The 19,835-nt window shown below is 56.0% G+C and carries 15 protein-coding genes and 1 rRNA gene; 4 read left to right on the forward strand and 12 right to left on the reverse strand.

Translation table 11 applies throughout. From position 1 onward, the window contains the following. Window positions 1–55 precede the first annotated feature (55 nt). The gene (gene yjbE, locus KTH07_RS18870) at window positions 56–298 is read right to left on the reverse strand and encodes an exopolysaccharide production protein YjbE (protein ID WP_032620653.1); all 243 of its coding nucleotides are present in this window, start codon (window positions 296–298) and stop codon (window positions 56–58) included. A gap of 366 nt (window positions 299–664) precedes the next feature. Beyond that, window positions 665–2,314, reverse strand: coding sequence for a glucose-6-phosphate isomerase (pgi, locus tag KTH07_RS18875; RefSeq protein ID WP_003860343.1), 1,650 nt, complete (start codon window positions 2,312–2,314; stop codon window positions 665–667). Window positions 2,315–2,688: 374 nt separating this feature from the next. Between pgi and lysC the strand changes: the two genes are divergently transcribed. The 3 genes from lysC (at window position 2,689) to KTH07_RS18890 (ending at window position 5,399) form a co-directional block, all read left to right on the forward strand. Next, window positions 2,689–4,038, forward strand: coding sequence for a lysine-sensitive aspartokinase 3 (lysC, locus tag KTH07_RS18880; RefSeq protein ID WP_006810501.1), 1,350 nt, complete (start codon window positions 2,689–2,691; stop codon window positions 4,036–4,038). A gap of 93 nt (window positions 4,039–4,131) precedes the next feature. Continuing rightward, a complete protein-coding gene (gene panS / locus KTH07_RS18885; RefSeq protein WP_023295757.1) occupies window positions 4,132–5,076 on the forward strand; it encodes a ketopantoate/pantoate/pantothenate transporter PanS in 945 nt (314 codons plus the stop codon). A 50-nt stretch (window positions 5,077–5,126) separates the two neighbouring features. Beyond that, entirely contained in the window at window positions 5,127–5,399 is a 273-nt protein-coding gene (locus KTH07_RS18890; protein ID WP_017382612.1) for a DUF3811 domain-containing protein, read from the forward strand. On the opposite strand, the gene rluF is transcribed toward KTH07_RS18890, so the two are convergent. The 5 genes from rluF to metH form a co-directional block, all read right to left on the reverse strand. Further along, window positions 5,400–6,272 carry a 23S rRNA pseudouridine(2604) synthase RluF gene (gene rluF, locus KTH07_RS18895; protein WP_003860347.1) on the reverse strand — a complete coding sequence of 291 codons (873 nt, stop codon included), beginning with the start codon at window positions 6,270–6,272 and terminating at the stop codon, window positions 5,400–5,402. It abuts the gene before it with no gap. 54 nt (window positions 6,273–6,326) lie between these two features. Further along, window positions 6,327–6,644 carry a CcdB family protein gene (locus tag KTH07_RS18900; protein WP_017382610.1) on the reverse strand — a complete coding sequence of 106 codons (318 nt, stop codon included), beginning with the start codon at window positions 6,642–6,644 and terminating at the stop codon, window positions 6,327–6,329. Beyond that, window positions 6,644–6,937 carry a type II toxin-antitoxin system CcdA family antitoxin gene (locus KTH07_RS18905; RefSeq protein WP_017382609.1) on the reverse strand — a complete coding sequence of 98 codons (294 nt, stop codon included), beginning with the start codon at window positions 6,935–6,937 and terminating at the stop codon, window positions 6,644–6,646. Before KTH07_RS18905 ends, KTH07_RS18900 begins: the two co-directional genes overlap by 1 nt. Window positions 6,938–7,032: 95 nt before the next feature. Then, entirely contained in the window at window positions 7,033–8,664 is a 1,632-nt protein-coding gene (locus KTH07_RS18910) for a Na/Pi cotransporter family protein (RefSeq protein WP_003860350.1), read from the reverse strand. Window positions 8,665–8,780: 116 nt separating this feature from the next. Further along, window positions 8,781–12,464 (reverse strand): methionine synthase, encoded by a 3,684-nt coding sequence (metH, locus tag KTH07_RS18915; protein WP_032620654.1) that lies wholly within the window; start codon window positions 12,462–12,464, stop codon window positions 8,781–8,783. Between the two features lie 193 nt (window positions 12,465–12,657). Here metH and iclR point away from each other — a divergent pair, with 193 nt between their 5' ends. Beyond that, window positions 12,658–13,485: a glyoxylate bypass operon transcriptional repressor IclR gene (iclR, locus tag KTH07_RS18920; protein WP_003860353.1), complete on the forward strand. Its 828-nt coding sequence runs from the start codon at window positions 12,658–12,660 to the stop codon at window positions 13,483–13,485. Window positions 13,486–13,508: 23 nt separating this feature from the next. On the opposite strand, the gene aceK is transcribed toward iclR, so the two are convergent. The 5 genes from aceK to rrf all read right to left on the reverse strand — a co-directional run bounded on the left by aceK (window position 13,509) and on the right by rrf (window position 19,788). After that, a complete protein-coding gene (gene aceK, locus KTH07_RS18925) occupies window positions 13,509–15,260 on the reverse strand; it encodes a bifunctional isocitrate dehydrogenase kinase/phosphatase (RefSeq protein WP_017382607.1) in 1,752 nt (583 codons plus the stop codon). A 56-nt stretch (window positions 15,261–15,316) separates the two neighbouring features. Then, a complete protein-coding gene (gene aceA, locus KTH07_RS18930) occupies window positions 15,317–16,621 on the reverse strand; it encodes an isocitrate lyase (protein ID WP_017694726.1) in 1,305 nt (434 codons plus the stop codon). A 31-nt stretch (window positions 16,622–16,652) separates the two neighbouring features. After that, the gene (gene aceB / locus KTH07_RS18935) at window positions 16,653–18,254 is read right to left on the reverse strand and encodes a malate synthase A (RefSeq protein WP_023295752.1); all 1,602 of its coding nucleotides are present in this window, start codon (window positions 18,252–18,254) and stop codon (window positions 16,653–16,655) included. A gap of 270 nt (window positions 18,255–18,524) precedes the next feature. Next, complete coding sequence (metA, locus tag KTH07_RS18940; RefSeq protein WP_017382604.1) at window positions 18,525–19,454, reverse strand: homoserine O-succinyltransferase; 930 nt, start codon at window positions 19,452–19,454, stop codon at window positions 18,525–18,527. Between the two features lie 218 nt (window positions 19,455–19,672). Further along, window positions 19,673–19,788: ribosomal RNA gene (rrf, locus tag KTH07_RS18945) — 5S ribosomal RNA — on the reverse strand. Window positions 19,789–19,835: the final 47 nt, after the last annotated feature.

The following is a 19,835-nucleotide window of genomic DNA, read 5'->3' on the forward strand; positions in this document are numbered from 1 at the left end:
TCCGAAGGGGCGAAATAACCACACCGAAGTGTGGTTATGATTAAAACACCCGTTATTACTGGGTGCTGGTCGTCGTAGTGGTCGTGGTTCCGGTATTGGAGCCATCACCGCCACCGGTTGCCGCCAGCGCGACACCCACGGCTGAACTTACGGCGCTGGTGCTGGCTGCGGTAGAACTCCCCGCAGACGCAGACGTCGCTGCCGACCCTGCTGCTTCCCCGACCTGGACCGGAGCTGCATAGACAGACGTCGCCGCAAGCGTAGATATGGCAAAAATGCCATACAGTACTTTCTTCATAACAATTTCCCTTCAATGAATGAATGGAGATTTGCCCGAAAAGAAATTCAGGCGGATTCGAGTATACACAACTAAAGCAGTGGGTTTACCGTGGGGGTAAATAGGGATGAGGTTTTCAGACTAATGGTTAAAAGTGGAAGGAAAATAGAATCAAGGAAATATATAATCACTATAAATCAAACATTTATAATATAAGAACATTAAAGCATCACTCCGTATTTTCTTAAAATAAACCTCAGCAATTAACGGGGTTACCGTCTTTTTCGGATTAAACTCAGATTCAGAATTTGAGATAACTAACAGACATCAGGAATTATCCGATAAAAAAATGCCGGCATATCGCCGGCATTGTTCATGACATATTTATTACGCACGCCAGGCTTTATAACGGTTAATCAGACCATTAGTGGAGCTGTCGTGGCTGTCGATCGCTTTATCGTCACCCAGCTCTGGCAGAATGCGGTTTGCCAGCTGTTTGCCCAGCTCAACGCCCCACTGGTCAAAGGTGAAGATGTTCAGAATAGCGCCCTGAGTGAAGATTTTGTGCTCGTAGAGGGCAATCAGCGCACCCAGGCTGAACGGCGTGATTTCGCGCAGCAGAATGGAGTTAGTTGGACGGTTGCCTTCGAATACTTTAAACGGCACAACGTGCTCCAGCGTAGCCGGATCTTTACCCTGGTCACGGTATTCCTGCTCAACCACCTCGCGGGATTTACCGAACGCCAGCGCTTCGGTCTGGGCGAAGAAGTTAGACAGCAGCTTCGGATGGTGGTCGGACAGTGGGTTGTGCGTAATCGCCGGGGCGATGAAATCGCACGGTACCATTTTGGTACCCTGGTGGATCAGCTGGTAGAACGCGTGCTGGCCGTTGGTGCCCGGCTCGCCCCAGATGATTGGGCCAGTCTGGTAATCCACCGCGTTGCCGTTACGGTCAACGTACTTGCCGTTGGATTCCATGTTGCCCTGCTGGAAGTAGGCCGCAAAGCGGTGCATGTACTGGTCGTACGGCAGAATCGCTTCGGTTTCAGCGCCGAAGAAGTTGTTGTACCAGATCCCGATCAGCGCCAGCAGCACCGGCAGGTTTTTCTCAGGCGCGGTGGTGGAGAAGTGTTTGTCCATCGCGTGCGCGCCGGAGAGCAGTTCAACGAAGTTGTCGAAGCCCACGGACAGGATGATGGACAGACCGATCGCAGACCACAGTGAGTAGCGGCCGCCCACCCAGTCCCAGAACTCAAACATGTTCGCGGTATCAATACCGAACTCACCCACCGCTTTACCGTTGGTGGACAGCGCCGCAAAGTGTTTCGCCACGTGCTTTTCGTCGCCCGCGGTTTTCAGGAACCAGTCGCGCGCGCTGTGGGCGTTGGTCATGGTTTCCTGAGTGGTGAAGGTTTTAGACGCCACCAGGAACAGCGTGGTTTCCGGGTTCACCTTTTTCAGCACTTCAGCGATGTGAGTCCCATCGACGTTGGACACGAAGTGCATGTTGAGGTGGTTTTTGTACGGGCGCAGCGCCTCGGTCACCATGAACGGGCCGAGGTCAGAGCCGCCGATACCGATGTTTACGACGTCGGTGATCGCTTTGCCGGTGTAGCCTTTCCAGCTACCTGAGATGATCGCTTCAGAGAAGGTTTTCATCTTTTCCAGCACCGCGTTCACTTCCGGCATCACATCTTTGCCGTCTACGATAATTGGCGTATTGCTACGGTTACGCAGGGCCACGTGCAGGACGGCACGGTCTTCGGTGCGGTTGATTTTCTCACCGGAGAACATGGATTTGATGGCATCTGCCAGCTCAGTCTCTTTCGCCAGATCTTGCAGCTTCGCCAGCGTCTCTTCGGTGATACGGTTCTTGGAGAAATCCACCAGCATCAGGTCATCGAAGGTGGCGGAAAACTTGCTGAAACGATCGGCATCTTTCGCGAACAGATCCGCGATAGTGACGTCTTTCATTTCATCAAAATGTTTCTGTAGTGCCTGCCATGCAGCGGTCTGCGTTGGGTTGATGTTTTTCATAGCAATACTCTTCTGATTTGAGAATTGTGACTGCGGTCGATTGTAGCGCCTGCAAATAAAAATTGTGATGGTTTTTATGCCATTGCCCTGGTCTGCATCAAACGCAGGTGAAAAGACCCGAAAAGTATAGCTGCTGTCGCGCCCTTCCGGCGTGGCGAAATGTTGGTCAAAAAGGGGGAAAAAGGAGCATAAAATATGGGCCTGTTATAAGTCCTGTTTCTGAGGGGTACCCCCCCATGAAAAATCCGCATAATCCCAGCATTGACAGGACCTCCCCCGCATTTTATTTATAGGGCCGTATTTTGCGCCTGCACCTGTTCTCGCTTCATTCTTGTGCCAAGGTCGCTCTATTCATTCCCTGACACGAGGTTGTTATGACGAGTTTTGTGGTCGCCAAGTTTGGCGGCACCAGTGTGGCAGACTACGATGCCATGAACCGCAGCGCCGATGTGGTGCTGGCCGATCCGAATACCCGCCTGGTGGTGCTTTCCGCCTCAGCCGGCGTGACGAACCTGCTGGTTTCCCTGTCTGAAGGACTGGAAGCGACCGAGCGTTTCGTGAAGCTGGATGCACTGCGCAAAATTCAGTTCGACATTCTCGAGCGTCTGCAAAACCCGAACGTCATTCGTGAGGAAGTGGAACGCCTGCTGGAAAATATCACCACCCTGGCAGAAGCCGCGTCGCTGGCCACCTCCAGCGCACTGACCGATGAACTGGTCAGCCACGGCGAACTGATGTCCACACTGCTGTTCGTTGAGATCATGCGCGAGCGCAATATTCAGGCGCAGTGGTTCGACGTGCGTAAAGTGATGCGCACCAGCGACCGCTTTGGCCGCGCCGAGCCGGACGTGGAAGCCCTGGCTGAGCTGACTAACCAGCAGCTTGCCCCGCGCCTGGATGAAGGCATAGTGATCACCCAGGGCTTTATCGGCAGCGAAGCCAAAGGGCGCACAACCACGCTGGGCCGTGGCGGCAGCGACTACACCGCCGCCCTGCTGGGTGAAGCCCTGCACGCCACCCGCGTGGATATCTGGACGGACGTGCCGGGTATCTACACCACCGACCCACGCGTGGTCTCTGCGGCAAAACGTATTGACGTGATCGCCTTTGAAGAAGCGGCTGAAATGGCGACTTTCGGCGCGAAAGTGCTGCACCCGGCCACGCTGCTGCCCGCCGTGCGCAGCGACATTCCGGTCTTCGTTGGCTCCAGTAAAGATCCAAAGGCGGGCGGGACGCTGGTCTGCAAGAAAACCGAGAACCCACCGCTGTTCCGCGCGCTGGCCCTGCGTCGTAAGCAGACGCTGGTTACCCTGCACAGCCATAATATGCTGCACTCCCGTGGATTTCTGGCGGAAGTGTTTGGCATCCTGGCGCGCCACAATATCTCCGTGGACCTGATCACCACGTCAGAAGTCAGCATCGCGCTGACGCTCGACACCACCGGCTCCACCTCTACCGGCGACACCCTGCTGACGCAGTCGCTGCTGATTGAGCTTTCCGAGTTGTGCCGCGTGGAGGTGGAAGAAGATCTGGCGCTGGTTGCCATCATCGGTAATAAGCTGTCGCGCGCGTGCGGCGTGGGCAAAGAGGTGTTCGGCGTGCTCGACCCGTTCAATATCCGCATGATTTGCTACGGCGCGTCCAGCTACAACCTCTGCTTCCTGGTACCAGCCGACCAGGCGGAGCAGGTGGTGCAGAAACTTCATCAGAATTTGTTTGAATAAAATTCGTTAGCACGATAAACATTATCTACAAGCCGGGCACAGACCCGGCTTTTTCATAACTAAACAACACGACAATACTGCAAGGAAACCACTATGTTATCCGCCATCACGCGGCTGTTCCCGTTATGGGCGCTGCTGCTCTCCGTACTCGCGTATTACACTCCCACCACGTTCACGGGCATTGGTCCGTGGGTCACCACGCTGCTGATGCTGATTATGTTCGGCATGGGCGTGCATCTGAAAATTGATGATTTCAAACGCGTGCTGTCTCGCCCGGCGCCGGTTGCCGCAGGGATTTTCCTGCACTACCTGGTGATGCCGCTCGCGGCCTGGCTGCTGGCGATGGCCTTTAAGATGCCGCCCGACCTTTCCGCCGGGATGGTGCTGGTGGGGAGCGTAGCCAGCGGTACGGCATCTAACGTCATGATCTATCTGGCGAAAGGCGACGTGGCGCTCTCCGTCACCATCTCGTCGGTTTCCACGCTGGTGGGCGTGATTGCCACGCCGCTGTTAACCCGCCTGTATGTGGACGCGCATATCCAGGTGGACGTGATGGGCATGCTGCTCAGCATCCTGCAAATCGTGGTGATCCCGATTGCGCTGGGGCTGGTGATCCACCATCTCTTCCCGCGGGTGGTGAAAGCGGTTGAGCCGTATCTGCCCGCGTTTTCGATGGTCTGCATTCTGGCCATTATCAGCGCCGTGGTAGCCGGTTCCGCATCGCACATCGCTTCGGTGGGCTTTGTGGTGATCGTCGCGGTTGTGCTGCATAACACTATTGGTCTGCTGGGCGGTTACTGGGGCGGAAAGCTGTTTGGCTTTGACGAATCCACCTGCCGCACGCTGGCGATCGAAGTGGGGATGCAGAACTCCGGCCTGGCGGCGGCGCTGGGTAAAATTTACTTCTCACCGCTGGCAGCGCTACCGGGGGCGCTGTTCTCCGTCTGGCACAACCTGTCCGGTTCGCTGTTAGCAGGATACTGGTCCGGTAAGCCGATTGATGACCAACCGAAAAAAGATGCGGTGAAACAGGGTTAATTGACCCGGCTTGCTTTACACTGAAGCCTCCCCATCAGGAGGCTTCAGCAATGGCTACACCACGTTTGACCCAGAAAGACATGACCGAAGCCGAGCAGCGCGAACTGAAAACGCTTCTCGACCGCGCCCGCATCGCGCATGGCCGCACGCTGACGAACGCCGAAACCAATCAGGTTAAAAAAGAGTACATCGATAAACTGATGGCGCAACGTGATGCCGCGGCGAAAAAAGCCCGCAAGCTGAAAAAAGAGCAGGCTTATAAACCCGATGCAGAGGCGACTTTTTCCTGGTCCGCCAGCACATCAACCCGTGGAAGGCGCTAATCAGCGCCCTTTCTTTTTGCGCCCCGGCTGGGTAAAGCGTTTTCCGTTGCCCGGCTTGCCCCGCCCTTTCTCTTCCGCCTGCGGTGCCTTCACCACCGGACGCTTAATCGCCTGCGTTTTCGGTTTGGCTTTAGCTTTCGGCTTCGCTTCGGACGAGGAGTTCTCGATAAGTTTGAACAGCTCGATCAGCTCGTCATCCGTTAAGTCACGCCACTCGCCCAGCGGGATCCCAGACAGGCTGACGTTCATGATGCGCGTGCGTTCCAGCTTCGTCACTTCATAACCGAAGTACTCGCACATGCGGCGGATCTGGCGATTCAGGCCCTGCACCAGCGTGATACGAAACGCAAACGGCGCCTCTTTTCTGACTTTACACTTCTTCGTCACGGTGCCCAGAATCGGCACGCCTGCGCCCATTCCCCGGATGAACTCGTCCGTGACCGGCTTGTTCACCGTAACAATGTACTCTTTCTCATGGTCGTTACCGGCACGCAGAATTTTGTTCACCAGATCGCCGTGATTAGTCAGGAAAATTAACCCCTGAGAGTCCTTATCCAGGCGACCAATCGGGAAGATACGGCTGCTGTGGTTCACGAAATCAACAATGTTGTCCCGCTCGCCATCTTCCGTAGTGCTGACAATCCCAACCGGCTTGTTCAACGCGATAAACACCAGGTCTTCGGCATCACGCGGTTCGATGACCTGACCATTCACTTTCACCACATCGCCAGGCACTACCTGATCGCCAATGGTGGCGCGTTTGCCGTTAAGAAACACGTTACCCTGTTCAATGTAACGGTCAGCCTCGCGACGTGAGCAGATCCCGCTCTCGCTAATGTATTTGTTTAATCGGGTTGATTGAGTTGGCAGCATAGTTTCTCCTGTGAAGGGCGAAATATACCTTACCTTGCGTCTGACAAAAAAGTCCTAGTAACCGCTGATCAGAAAATCGAGTGCATCCCGCAATGAAGCACTGCTGTTAGTAAGATCGGCAACGCGTTCACCTAACTCTTTTGAAGAGATGCCTGACAGCATATGCATCATGACAACGCAGGACTTACCCGCGATTTCAACGACAGGGCACACTTTCGCAGGCGGACGAATGCCGCCCAACTGGCTTAATTCAACGGCGGGAGCAACCAGTACATGTTTCATCACATTAGCAACAGGGTGCTGCATATTAATAAGCCATGGATATGCTTTTTTCCCATTACCTTCATTCGCATAAGCAAAATATTGCTCCATCAGAATGACCTCTGAAAGTCACTAAAGGAGCCGTTTTCATCAACCCACTGGTTAATGGCCTCTATAGACGCTTTATTTTCTGCTAACCACTCTGCGCGCTGATGCGCACGAAACTGCTCCTGTAGAGCGGCCGTGAGTACAGCAGAGAGATTGAGCTTAAGACGTCGCGCTTCTTCAAGAATTTCTGGTGCTAACGAAACATTGACTGATTTTTTAATGCCATTAGTAGTGCGCATGATAACCCCCATTGGAATGCGCATGAATTGGCGAAGTGTAGCGTAATAAACGAGCATTTTCTATTCCCTTAAAAATGCAAGGCCTTAAGAATGAATTGCTCTTTAGAAGGTGTCACGCCTCACAAAAGGGTTTTGCGAGGCGCTTTCAGAGATTAATACTCATCCCGCTCATCGTCTTCATCCGGCTGCTCCATCACGCTGTACGCCACCGCACAGAACAACGAGTTGAGACGCTTCATATCCCCCAGCAGCCCCAGGTGCAGGGAGCTGGTCTCGATACTCTGCACGTTCTGCTGGTGCAGACGCTCAACGTGGGCGTGTGAGTAGCGGCGATTAAGGATGCGGAAACGATGCTTATTGCGGCGCAGGCGGCGCGCGCTCGGCACGTCGCTGGAGAAGAAGACCGACATCGCCAGCTTCAGGTTGCTGACCAGCTGTTCGTGCAGCGCTTCCAGCTCTTTCAGCCCTTCAACAGAAAACGCCCGGCGTGCGGCCAGGGATTTGTCTGCGATTTCACTGCCCATACGCTCGACAATATCCGAAGCCTGCTCCAGGTTAAGCGACATCTCGATGATTTCCGCCCAGCGGCGCGACTCCTCTTCCGCCAGCTCGTCCTGGGGGATCCGCGCCAGATAGAGCTTGATGGCGGTATACAGCACGTTGATATCGTCCGCCAGCCTGCGCAGCTCTTTTTCTTCGCGCGGCTCGCCGTGCATCACCTTTTGCAGCCCTTCCAGCATGGTTTCCATCGCGTCGCCCATGCGCAGCGTTTCGCGGGCGGCATTGGCGATTGCCAGCGCAGGAGTATCCAGCACCGAGGTGTCCAGATGCTTCGGTTTAAGGCGCGCGTCCAGCTCCGGTTCATCACGAATAAGCCGCTCGCAGAAGCGGGCCATCGGCGCGGCAAACGGCACCATCGCCAGACAGCGCACCAGGTTGTAGAAGACGTGGAAGTAGATCACCAGCTCCGCTTTCGGCAGAGAGAGATTATCCATCAGGTTCGCCAGCGGGTGCACAAACGGCAGAATGATCAGGCTACCCACCAGCTTAAACAGTAAACTCCCCAGCGCCACCCGGCGGGCGGCAGCGTTGGCGGCGCTGTTGTTGAGCATCGCCAGCAGGCCAGAGCCGAGGTTGGCACCGATCACCAGGCACAGCGCCACCGGGAAGGAAATTACCCCTGCGGCGGTTAAGGTCGCCGTCAGCAGGACCGCTGCCAGGCTGGAGTAGCTGACGATGGCGAATACCGCGCCGATCAGCGCATCCAGCATAATATCGCCGGTTAACGAGGCGAAGATGACCTGCACACCGTTGGCCTGGGTGATCGGCGTGACAGCCTGCACAATCAGCTCCAGTGCCAGCAGGATCAGCCCGAGGCCAATACCGACGCGGCCAAGCTGCCCGGCACGGCTTTGCTTACGGCCGAGGAAAAAAATGACGCCGATAAAAATCAGTAGTGGCGACAGCCAGGAGAGATCGAATGTCAGGATACGCGCCATCAGCGCGGTACCGACGTCGGCGCCAAGGACAATCACCAGCGCCGGGGCGAGCGCCACCAGATCCTGCGCCACGAACGAGGTGACGAGCATGGTGGTGGCGTTGCTGCTTTGCACCAGCGCCGTGACGCCAATACCCGCGCAGAAGGCGAGCGGCTTCTTCTCAACGCTGCCGCTGAGAACGGTACGTAAACGTGCGCCAAACACACGCATCACGCCGGTACGAACGATATGGGTGCCCCATACCAGCAGTGCGACTGCGGAGAGCAGGTGTAACAACGTCAACACGGTAGGCATTCCTCCTTATCGTTATTCGTTTTCCTGAGGTTCAGTATAAGGGTTTAAACGTAAGAAAGAGACAAGGCACCATAGCGGTGCCCTGTTTGTTGTAAGGAAAAGTGACGTTAGTCTGCGTCGTAGCCCAAATTCGGCGCCAGCCAGCGTTCCACCTCTGACACGCTCATGCCTTTACGCAGGGCGTAATCCTCAATCTGATCGCGCTGAAGCTGTGCCACGGCGAAGTACTTGCTGTCCGGGTGGCTGAAATACCAGCCGGAAACGGACGCGCCCGGCCACATGGCGAACGACTCGGTGAGCTTCATGCCAGTATGCGCTTCGACGTCCAGCAACTTCCAGATAGTGCCCTTTTCTGTGTGTTCCGGGCAGGCCGGATACCCCGGCGCCGGACGAATGCCCTGGTAATTTTCGCGGATCAGCTCCTCGTTGCTGAGATTCTCATTCGCCGCGTAGCCCCAGTGCACCTTACGTACGCGTTCATGCAGATATTCAGCGAAGGCTTCCGCCAGACGGTCGGCGATCGCTTTCACCATGATTTTGTTGTAATCATCGTGCTGCGCGTCGTACGCATCCGCCAGCGCGTCTTCTTCCAGACCACCGGTTACGGCAAAGGCGCCGATATAGTCGGCTTTACCGGAGAGTTTCGGTGCGACGAAATCCGCCAGGCAGTAGTTGGCAAAGCCCACTTTCTCGGTTTGCTGGCGCAGGTGGTGGCTCACGGCCAGCACGTGGGTGCGGGTTTCATCGCGGTAGATTTCCACGTCGTCGCCCACGCGGTTCGCCGGGAACAGCCCCACCACGCCGCGCGGGTTGAGGGCTTTCTCTGCGCTCAGCCTGTCGAGCATGTCGTTAGCATCTTTAAACAGGCGCTTCGCCTCTTCGCCCACCACCTCATCTTCAAGAATGCGCGGATATTTGCCCGCCAGCGACCAGGTCATGAAGAACGGCGTCCAGTCGATGTAGTTACGCAGCGTTTCGATGCTGGCCGTCACGTCCTGCACGCCCAGACGGTGTGCGACCGGCGGCGTATAGCTGGACCAGTCGAACGCCAGATCGTTATCGCGCGCCGCCTGAAGCGAAACCGGCGGCGTGCGCGGTTTCTTACGTCCATGCTGAATGCGGACGGTTTCATACTCTTTGCGGGTGCGGGCGACAAAGTCATCGCGCTGGGTGTCGGACAGCAGCGCGGAGACCACGCCCACAGTGCGCGAGGCGTTTTGAACATACACCGTCGGCCCACTGTAGTTCTGCTCGATTTTCACCGCCGTGTGGGCTTTCGAGGTGGTTGCCCCGCCAATCAGCAGTGGAATGGTAAAGCCCTGGCGCTCCATCTCTTTTGCCACGTTGACCATTTCGTCAAGCGAAGGCGTAATCAGCCCGGAAAGACCAATCAGATCCGCATTCACTTCGCGCGCGGTCCTGAGGATTTTATCCGCCGGGACCATCACGCCAAGATCGATAATTTCGTAGTTATTACACTGCAACACCACGCCAACGATGTTTTTGCCGATGTCGTGTACGTCGCCCTTCACGGTGGCGATGACCATTTTACCGTTACTGGAGCCCTTCTCTTTGCTGGCTTCGATAAAGGGTTCCAGATACGCCACCGCCTGCTTCATGACGCGGGCGGATTTCACCACCTGCGGCAGGAACATTTTGCCCTCGCCGAACAGATCGCCGACCACGTTCATGCCGTCCATCAGCGGCCCTTCGATCACTTCAATCGGACGGGCGGCCTGCTGACGCGCTTCCTCGGTATCCTGCTCGATAAACTCGGTAATGCCTTTTACCAGCGAGTATTCCAGACGCTTATTCACATCCCAGGAGCGCCATTCGGCCTGTTGAACGTTGGCTGATTCGTCAGATTTACTGCCGCGGTATTTTTCCGCCAGATCCAGCATGCGTTCGGTGGCGTCGTCACGACGATTGAGGATCACGTCTTCTACGGCGTCGCGCAGCTCGGCTGGCAGATCGTCGTAAATTGCCAGCTGGCCAGCGTTGACGATCCCCATGTCCATCCCGTTGCGGATGGCGTAGTAAAGGAACACGGCGTGGATCGCCTCACGCACCGGGTCATTGCCGCGGAACGAGAACGACACGTTCGACACGCCGCCGGAGATCAGCGCATGCGGTAGCTCGCGTTTAATGTCTTCACACGCGCCGATGAAGTCCTGAGCGTAGTTGTTGTGCTCTTCGATGCCGGTCGCGACGGCGAAGATGTTCGGGTCGAAGATGATGTCTTCCGGCGGGAAACCCACCTCTTCGGTCAAAATTTTGTACGCGCGGCGGCAAATCTCAATTTTGCGTTCGCGGGTATCGGCCTGGCCCACTTCATCGAAGGCCATCACCACCACGGCGGCTCCGTAGCGACGGACCAGCTTCGCGTGGTGGATAAAGGTATCGACGCCCTCTTTCATCGAGATGGAGTTAACGATGCCTTTGCCCTGAATGCACTTCAGCCCTTTTTCGATGACCACCCACTTGGAGGAGTCAATCATGATCGGCACGCGGGCGATATCCGGCTCACCGGCAATCAGGTTGAGGAAACGCACCATTGCCGCTTCGGCATCGAGCATCCCCTCATCCATGTTGATATCGATGATCTGCGCCCCGCTTTCTACCTGCTGGCGAGCAACGTCCAGCGCTTCGCTGTACTTCTCTTCTTTGATCAGGCGCTTGAACTTCGCAGAACCGGTAACGTTAGTACGTTCACCCACGTTCACAAACAGGCTGTCGTCGCCGATGGTCAACGGCTCCAGGCCGGACAGACGACAGGCTACCGGAAGCTCGGGTAGCTTGCGCGGTGGAAGCCCGGCGACGGCGCGGCTCATGGCGGCGATATGCTCCGGCGTGGTGCCGCAGCAGCCGCCGACGATGTTGAGGAAACCAGATTCGGCCCATTCGCGGATTTGCGCCGCCATGGTGTCGGCATCCAGATCGTACTCACCAAACGCGTTCGGCAGACCGGCGTTCGGGTGGGCGGTGACGTAGCACTCTGCGATGCGCGAAAGCTCCTGCACGTACTGGCGCAGCTCGTCCGGCCCCAGCGCACAGTTGAGGCCAAAGGAGAGCGCTTCGGCGTGGCGCAGGGAGTTATAAAACGCTTCGGTTGTCTGGCCGGAAAGTGTGCGCCCCGAGGCGTCGGTGATGGTGCCGGAAATCATGATCGGCAGGTCGACGCCCAGCGCCTCGAACTCCTCTTTCACCGCGTAAATCGCGGCTTTAGCGTTGAGGGTGTCGAATACGGTTTCAATCAGGATCAGGTCGGAGCCGCCTTCCACCAGCGCTTTAGTGGACTCACGATACGCGGCCACCAGCTGGTCAAAGGTGATGTTCCGAAACGCCGGGTCGTTGACGTCCGGAGAAATCGACGCGGTGCGGTTGGTTGGGCCCAGCACCCCGGCTACGTAGCGCGGCTTGTCCGGCGTACGGGCCGTCCATTCGTCGGCGCAGGCGCGCGCCAGCTTCGCCGCTTCAAAGTTGATCTCCGCCGACAGGGATTCCATCTGGTAATCCGCCATGGCGATGGTTGTCGAGTTGAAGGTGTTGGTTTCAACAATATCCGCACCCGCTTCGAAGTAAGCGTTGTGGATATCCCTGATAACAGACGGTTTGCTTAACACCAGCAGGTCATTGTTCCCTTTCAGGTCACAAGGCCAGTCGGCAAAGCGCTCGCCGCGGAAATCGTCTTCACTCAGACGATAGCCCTGGATCATGGTGCCCATGCCGCCGTCCAGCACCAGAATTCGTTCATTTAACTGCGCACGCAGTTGCTCTACTTTGCTGCTCACACTTGCTCCCGACAACGCTCAACAAGGCCAAAAGGCTGCGTTCCATACTGGCATAATCTCGCAGGGTCGAAAAGTCACACAGCGGTAACATGAGACATGTTCACTATCACTCCTCCGATCAGTCAGGAAAGCGGTTGCAAAACCACCAAATAAAACGAAAATGATTTCCACGATACAGAAAAAGGAGTTCGTCATGGTTACGACCGTTCCCGCTAAACGCGGCAGAAAACCTGCTGCAACCACCGCTGCACAACCAGGCGGACAGGTTCAATCCCTGACGCGCGGCCTGAAGCTGCTGGAATGGATAGCCGAATCGCATGGTAGCGTGGCCCTGACGGAGCTGGCGCAGCAGGCTGGCCTGCCGAACTCCACCACGCACCGTCTGCTGACCACCATGCAGCAGCTGGGCTTCGTGCGTCAGGTGGGCGAGCTGGGACACTGGGCGGTGGGGGCGCATGCGTTTATTGTCGGCAGCAGCTTCCTGCAAAGCCGCAACCTGCTGGCGATTGTCCACCCGATTCTGCGCAAGCTGATGGAGGAGTCCGGCGAGACGGTAAACCTGGCCGTGCTGGATCAGAGCGATCACCAGGCGATTATCATCGACCAGGTGCAGTGTACGCAGCTGATGCGCATGTCCGCACCGATTGGCGGCAAGCTGCCGATGCACGCCTCTGGCGCAGGGAAAGCGTTTCTCTCGCAGCTGAGCGAAGAGCAGGTAACGGGGCTGCTGCACCGTAAAGGGCTGCACGCCTATACTCACGCCACGCTGGTGTCGCCGGTGCATCTGAAAGAAGATCTGGCTTTAACCCGCAAGCGCGGCTATTCGTTTGATGATGAGGAGCATGCGCTGGGCCTGCGCTGCCTGGCATCCTGTATTTTTGACGAGCACCGCGAGCCGTTTGCCGCCATCTCCATCTCCGGGCCGATTTCACGTATGACCGACGACCGCGTCACCGAGCTGGGCGCGATGGTGATTAAGGCCGCGAAAGAGGTGACGCTGGCGTATGGTGGGATTCGTTAAACGTGCATTGCCGCCTGATGCCCTCACCCCGGCCCTCTCCCACAGGGAGAGGGAGAAAAGCGGATGCAAAACCGCTGCTTGCGGCGGTAAGCGTAGACATCTTCCACGTGCCCATTTTTGATCCGCGTTTGCAGCCCGCGCCAGTAGCTGGCGCGGAACAGATCGGCATGCATCTCTTCGAATAGCGGCCCGATGCGCGGGTCGGCACAAAGCCAGTGGCGAAACTCCTCCGGAAACACATCGCCCGGCGATACGCTGTACCACGGCTCGCTGGACAGTTCATCTTCCGGGTAGCGCGGCGGCGGGATATCGCGGAAGTTCACCTCGGTCATGTAGCAAATTTCATCGTAATCGTAGAACACCACCCGCCCGTGACGGGTGACGCCGAAGTTTTTAAACAGCATGTCGCCGGGGAAAATATTGGCGGCGGCGAGCTGGCGAATCGCATTGCCGTACTCTTCAATGGCGTCTCGTAAAGCCTGGCCTTCGGATTGCTCCAGCCAGATATTTAGCGGCACCATCCGGCGTTCGATGTAGAGATGGCTAATCGCAATCTTATCGCCAAGATCGGTAATTTTCGTCGGCGCTTCCTGCATTAGCAGCGACATCAGCGCCGGATCGATCTGCTGCTTATCCAGCACAAAGTTTTCAAACTCCTGGGTATCGGCCATTCGCCCGACGCGATCGTGCTCTTTAACCAGCTGATAGCAGGCGCGGACGTGAGCGGCGGTCATCTCTTTCTGCGGGGCAAATTTATCCTTAATCACCTTAAACACGCGGTCGAAGCCCGGCAGTGTGAAAACCAGCATCACCATGCCGCGGATCCCCGGCGCTTCGATAAACTGCTCATCAGCCGTGGTGACATAACGCAGGTATTCCCGATAACTTTCCGTTTTGGCATGCTTCTGACAGCCAATCGCCATATACAGCTCGGCGGTGGTTTTGCCCGGCAGGATCTCGCGCAGCCACTCCACCAAGGCGGCAGGCAGTGGGGCATAGACCATGAAATAGGAACGGGCGAAGCCAAATACGATACTGGCCTCAGCGCTGGTAGTCAGGCAGGTATCGACAAACAGTTCCCCGTCGTCGGTACGGTGAATGGGTAGCAGAAACGGCACGATAGCTGTCGGCGTAACCAGTTTGCCCACCAGCCAGGCGGCCTTATTCCGGTAGAAAAGCTCGTTGGCAACCTGCAAATGGCTGCGGCTGAGCACCGCCTCGCCGAAGGTTTCACTGAGATATGCGTGGATATAGCCGATATCCCGGGGTTTATTCTCCCACGGCAGGCGCAGCGGCAAATCCGTTAAGACGCGGTGCAGGAGCTTTTCCCAGCCGCGATCGGGAAAGAAATCTTTCGCCAGCGGACGCGGAATGGTACGGAAGCGGCGCTCCGGCTGGGAGCTGAAGATAAATAACCGCTCAGGAGATAATGAGCGATGGTCAAATAACCGGCAATAGACGGAGTTGAAAAAGCTCTCCGCAATCTCGAAGCGCGGGTAGTCGGGTAACAGATGGGTGTAATGCTCTTTCACGCGCAGTAAAAATTCCGCATCCGGGCTTTTACCGTCGGTGATACAGCGCAGTTGCTCCACCACCAGACCTACGTGGTGATCATAAAGATGGATACGCTGCTTCATGGCCTGCTGAACCGCATGCCAGTCGGCGTGCTCAAAACGCTGTTGCGCGCCGGAGGTGACTTCCAGAAAGCGGCCATACTGGGCATCGAAGCCCTGCAAAATAGTTTGGGCAATCAGTAATTCCAGACCACGCGACATAAATTCCCCCCTCACCCCAACCCTCTCCCCGAGGGGGGAGAGGGGGGGGGAAAAGATTAGAACTGTGCTTCTTCCGTTGAGCCCGTTAATGCCGTGACGGAGGAGGTCCCGCCCTGAATAATCGTGGTCACATTATCGAAGTAGCCGGTCCCCACTTCCTGCTGGTGCGAAACGAAGGTATATCCCTCTTTGCCCGCCGCAAATTCTGGCTGCTGTACCTTCTCAACGTAGTGCTTCATGCCTTCGCCCTGCGCGTAGGCGTGCGCCAGGTCGAACATGTTGAACCACATGCTGTGGATACCCGCCAGGGTGATGAACTGGTACTTGTAGCCCATATCTGACAATTGCTGCTGGAAGCTGGCGATGGTCGTATCGTCCAGATTCTTTTGCCAGTTGAAGGACGGCGAACAGTTATAGGCCAGCAGCTTGCCCGGATACTTCGCATGAATCGCATCGGCAAAGCGCTTCGCCAGCGCCAGATCCGGCGTGGAGGTTTCACACCAGACCAGGTCGGCGTAAGGGGCATACGCCAGGCCGCGGCTGATCGCCTGTTCAATACCGGCATGTGTGCGATAGAACCCTTCGCTGGTACGTTCGCCGGTAATGAATTCGCTGTCATACGGGTCGCAGTCAGAGGTGATCAGGTCCGCCGCGTCAGCATCGGTACGGGCAATCACCAGCGTCGGCACGCCGAGCACGTCAGCAGCCAGACGCGCGGCAACCAGCTTCTGGATCGCTTCCTGGGTTGGCACCAGCACTTTCCCGCCCATATGCCCGCACTTCTTCACCGACGCCAGCTGATCTTCAAAGTGAACGGCCGCTGCACCGGCCTCAATCATGGATTTCATCAGCTCAAAGGCGTTCAGCACGCCGCCGAAACCGGCTTCCGCATCGGCGACGATCGGCAGGAAATAGTCGATAAAACGCGGATCGTGGGGTTCGATACCCGCGGCCCACTGGATCTGATCCGCACGGCGGAAGGTATTGTTGATCCGATCCACCACTGACGGCACCGAGTTCGCCGGATAAAGAGATTGATCCGGATACATGCTGGAGGCAAGGTTAGCATCCGCCGCGACCTGCCAGCCGGAAAGATAGATAGCCTCAATGCCGGCCTTCGCCTGCTGCAATGCCTGACCGCCGGTCAGCGCGCCGAGGCTGTTGATATAGCCTTTTTTAGACCCCCCATGCAGCAGATCCCACATTTTCGCCGCGCCGTTCTGCGCCAGCGTACATTCCGGGTTAACCGAGCCGCGTAACTTCACCACTTCCTCTGCGCTGTACGGACGGCGAATGCCTTCCCAGCGCGGTTGGGTCCACTCTTTTTGTAACTCTTCGATCTGTTGGGTACGGGTTTTCATGTGCAGATGCTCCATATTGTTATGTGGTGAATTACGCCAGGAAGCGGTAGCCCGGCAGGGTCAGGAAGTCGATTAAGTCATCAGAGGTGGTGATTTGCTCCATCAGACGTGCGGCATCGTCAAAACGCCCACTGCTGAAGCGGTGCTCGCCCAGTTCGTCCTGGATGACCCGCATCTCTTCGGCCAGCATCTGACGGAACAGGGCTTTGGTTACCGGTTTGCCGTTGCTGAGCGTTTTTTGATGATGGATCCACTGCCAGATGGAGGTACGTGAAATTTCCGCCGTGGCGGCATCTTCCATCAGGCCGTAGATAGGCACGCAGCCGTTGCCTGAGATCCATGCCTCGATGTACTGCACGGCGACGCGAATGTTGGCGCGCATCCCCTCTTCCGTGCGTTCGCCCGCACACGGCGCCAGCAACTGTTCTTCTGCGATTGGCGCATCGTCTTCACGGGTGACAAACAGCTGGTTTTTGTTGTCGCCGAGTACGCGGTTAAAGACTTCCATCGCCGTATCGGCCAGACCAGGATGGGCAATCCACGTCCCGTCGTGGCCATTACGGGCTTCCAGCTCTTTATCGGCTTTCACCTTGTTGAGCACCTGATTGTTACGCTCTGCATCTTTGCTCGGGATAAACGCCGCCATACCGCCCATCGCAAAGGCGCCGCGTTTGTGGCAGGTCTTAATCAGCAGGCGCGAGTAGGCGCTGAGGAACGGTTTATCCATGGTGACAACCTGACGATCCGGCAATACCCGGTCGGCATGGTTTTTCAGGGTTTTGATGTAGCTGAAGATGTAATCCCAACGGCCGCAGTTCAGGCCCACAATATGGTCACGCAGCGCATGGAGGATCTCATGCATCTGGAATACGGCAGGCAGGGTTTCAATCAGCAGCGTGGCCTTAATGGTGCCGCGCGGCAGGCCAAAGCGGTCTTCTGCGTAGCTGAAGACTTCACTCCACCACGCCGCTTCCTGCCAGGACTGGGTTTTCGGCAGATAGAAATAGGGGCCGCTGCCTTTCGCCAGCAGGTTTTTATAGTTGTGAAAGAAGTACAGCGCAAAGTCGAACAGGCTGCCCGGAATCGCTTCTCCGCGCCAGGTGACGTGTTTTTCTGGCAAATGCAGACCGCGTACGCGGCAGATCAGCACCGCCGGATTCGGTTTGAGCTGGTAAATTTTACCGGCTTCGTTGGTATAGCTGATGGTGCCGTTGACGGCGTCGCGCAGGTTGATCTGCCCGTCGATAACTTTCTGCCAGTCCGGCGCGAGGGAATCTTCGAAGTCCGCCATAAATACTTTGACGTTGGCATTCATGGCGTTGATCACCATTTTGCGCTCTACCGGACCGGTGATCTCTACGCGACGATCCTGTAAATCTTCAGGGATTCCGCGAATTTTCCATTCACCATGACGAATGGAAGCGGTTTCCGAAATAAACCCTGGCAACTTGCCGTTATCGATCTCCTGCTGTTGATGAATGCGCGCCGCCAGCAGTTTATTACGCTGTGGCGTAAAGCGAGTCACCAGTTCAGTCAGAAACTCTACCGCTTCTGCCGTCAAAACTTGCTGTTCTTGTTCACCATTCGGCTGGGTAAAGGTCAGTTCATCGACCGTTGTTGCCTGTTGAGTCATCGTTCTGCTCCTCATCAAAGATCCAAAATCACGCCCCCGACGCGAGCGAAAGATCGTTGTGTAGTTTTCGCTCAGCAGAATTAAGACTATCTATAATTTTCCCAAAATCAAAAACAATTTCCATTTTAATTTATATCTAATCACAACTGTATGATTAATATGGAATTAAAGTTTTCTTCGATGTTGAGTTGGATTTCGGAAATAAAAAAGGCACCCGAAGGTGCCTGATCTGAATAGCTGAAACGCTTTAGGATCGTTTAATGCAGACGATTACTCCAGCGTCGGATTCATGTGGCGCAGATCGTACGGTGTAATCTGGTAGACGTAATAGTTGAGCCAGTTGGTAAACAGCAAATTTCCGTGGCTACGCCAGGTTGCCCGAGGCGTGTTTTGCGGATCATTTTTCGGGAAATAGTTGTACGGGACATCCGGATTCAGACCCGCTTCAACGTCACGAAAATACTCTGAGGCGAGGGTATGCGGATCGTACTCAGGATGGCCGGTAACGAACGCGATGCGTTTGTCTTTACTGGCGAACAGGTAGGCATCGCCGTCTTCCGTTTCGGCCAGGATTTCCAGGTCGGTGTAATCGCGGATCAGCTGTGCCGGAAAATCGGCGTAGCGAGAATGCGGGGCCAGGAAAGTGTCATCGAAACCACGCGTCAGCAGCGCATGCGGGTGAAGAATGTGGTGTTCGTATACGCCAGAAAGTTTGTCGCTGCGGGTTTGCTTGGGAATGCCATAGAGGATATTCAGCGCGGCCTGTACCGCCCAACAGACAAACAAGGTGGACGTGACGTGATCTTTTGCCCACTCCAGCACCTGCCTGATCTGTGGCCAGTAGGCAACGTCATTAAATTCCACCAGACCCAGCGGTGCGCCGGTGACGATCAGTCCATCGAAATTCTCATCGCGAATATCTTCAAAATTACAGTAGAAGTTATTCAGATGCTCAGCAGGCGTGTTGCGTGACTCACGCGCGTCAATGCGCAGCAGCTGGATATCAACCTGAAGCGGAGAGTTGGAGAGCAAACGCAGGAACTGGTTCTCCGTTTCGATCTTCTTTGGCATCAGATTAAGGATCAGCACCTTCAGCGGGCGAATTTCCTGACCAGAAGCACGCGAAGTTGTCATTACGAAGACATTCTCTTCACGCAAGAAATTGACGGCTGGTAGCTCGTCCTGCACCCGAATCGGCATAACCTTAAATCCTCACAGCATACGTATAAACGTTTAGACATCCAGACAGCTAACGATACCCAGAAACGGGGTTAATGTCGAGTCTGCAAGCGAAAGGTGAGAAAGTTTCAAGGAGGGAGAGCATGTAGGGCGGGTAAAGCTGGGCCACCACCCGACTTTTCAGAACGTACAAAGCAAAAAACCCCGCACCTTACGGTACGGGGTTCTTCTTGATTGATGCCTGGCAGTTCCCTACTCTCACATGGGGAGACCCCACACTACCATCGGCGCTACGGCGTTTCACTTCTGAGTTCGGCATGGGGTCAGGTGGGACCACCGCGCTAAAGCCGCCAGGCAAATTCTGTTAATCTGTATCAGGCTGAAATTTGATTGTCTGTCTCT

Source organism: Enterobacter cloacae complex sp. ECL72 (assembly GCF_019056635.1).
GTDB lineage: Bacteria > Pseudomonadota > Gammaproteobacteria > Enterobacterales > Enterobacteriaceae > Enterobacter > Enterobacter hormaechei_C.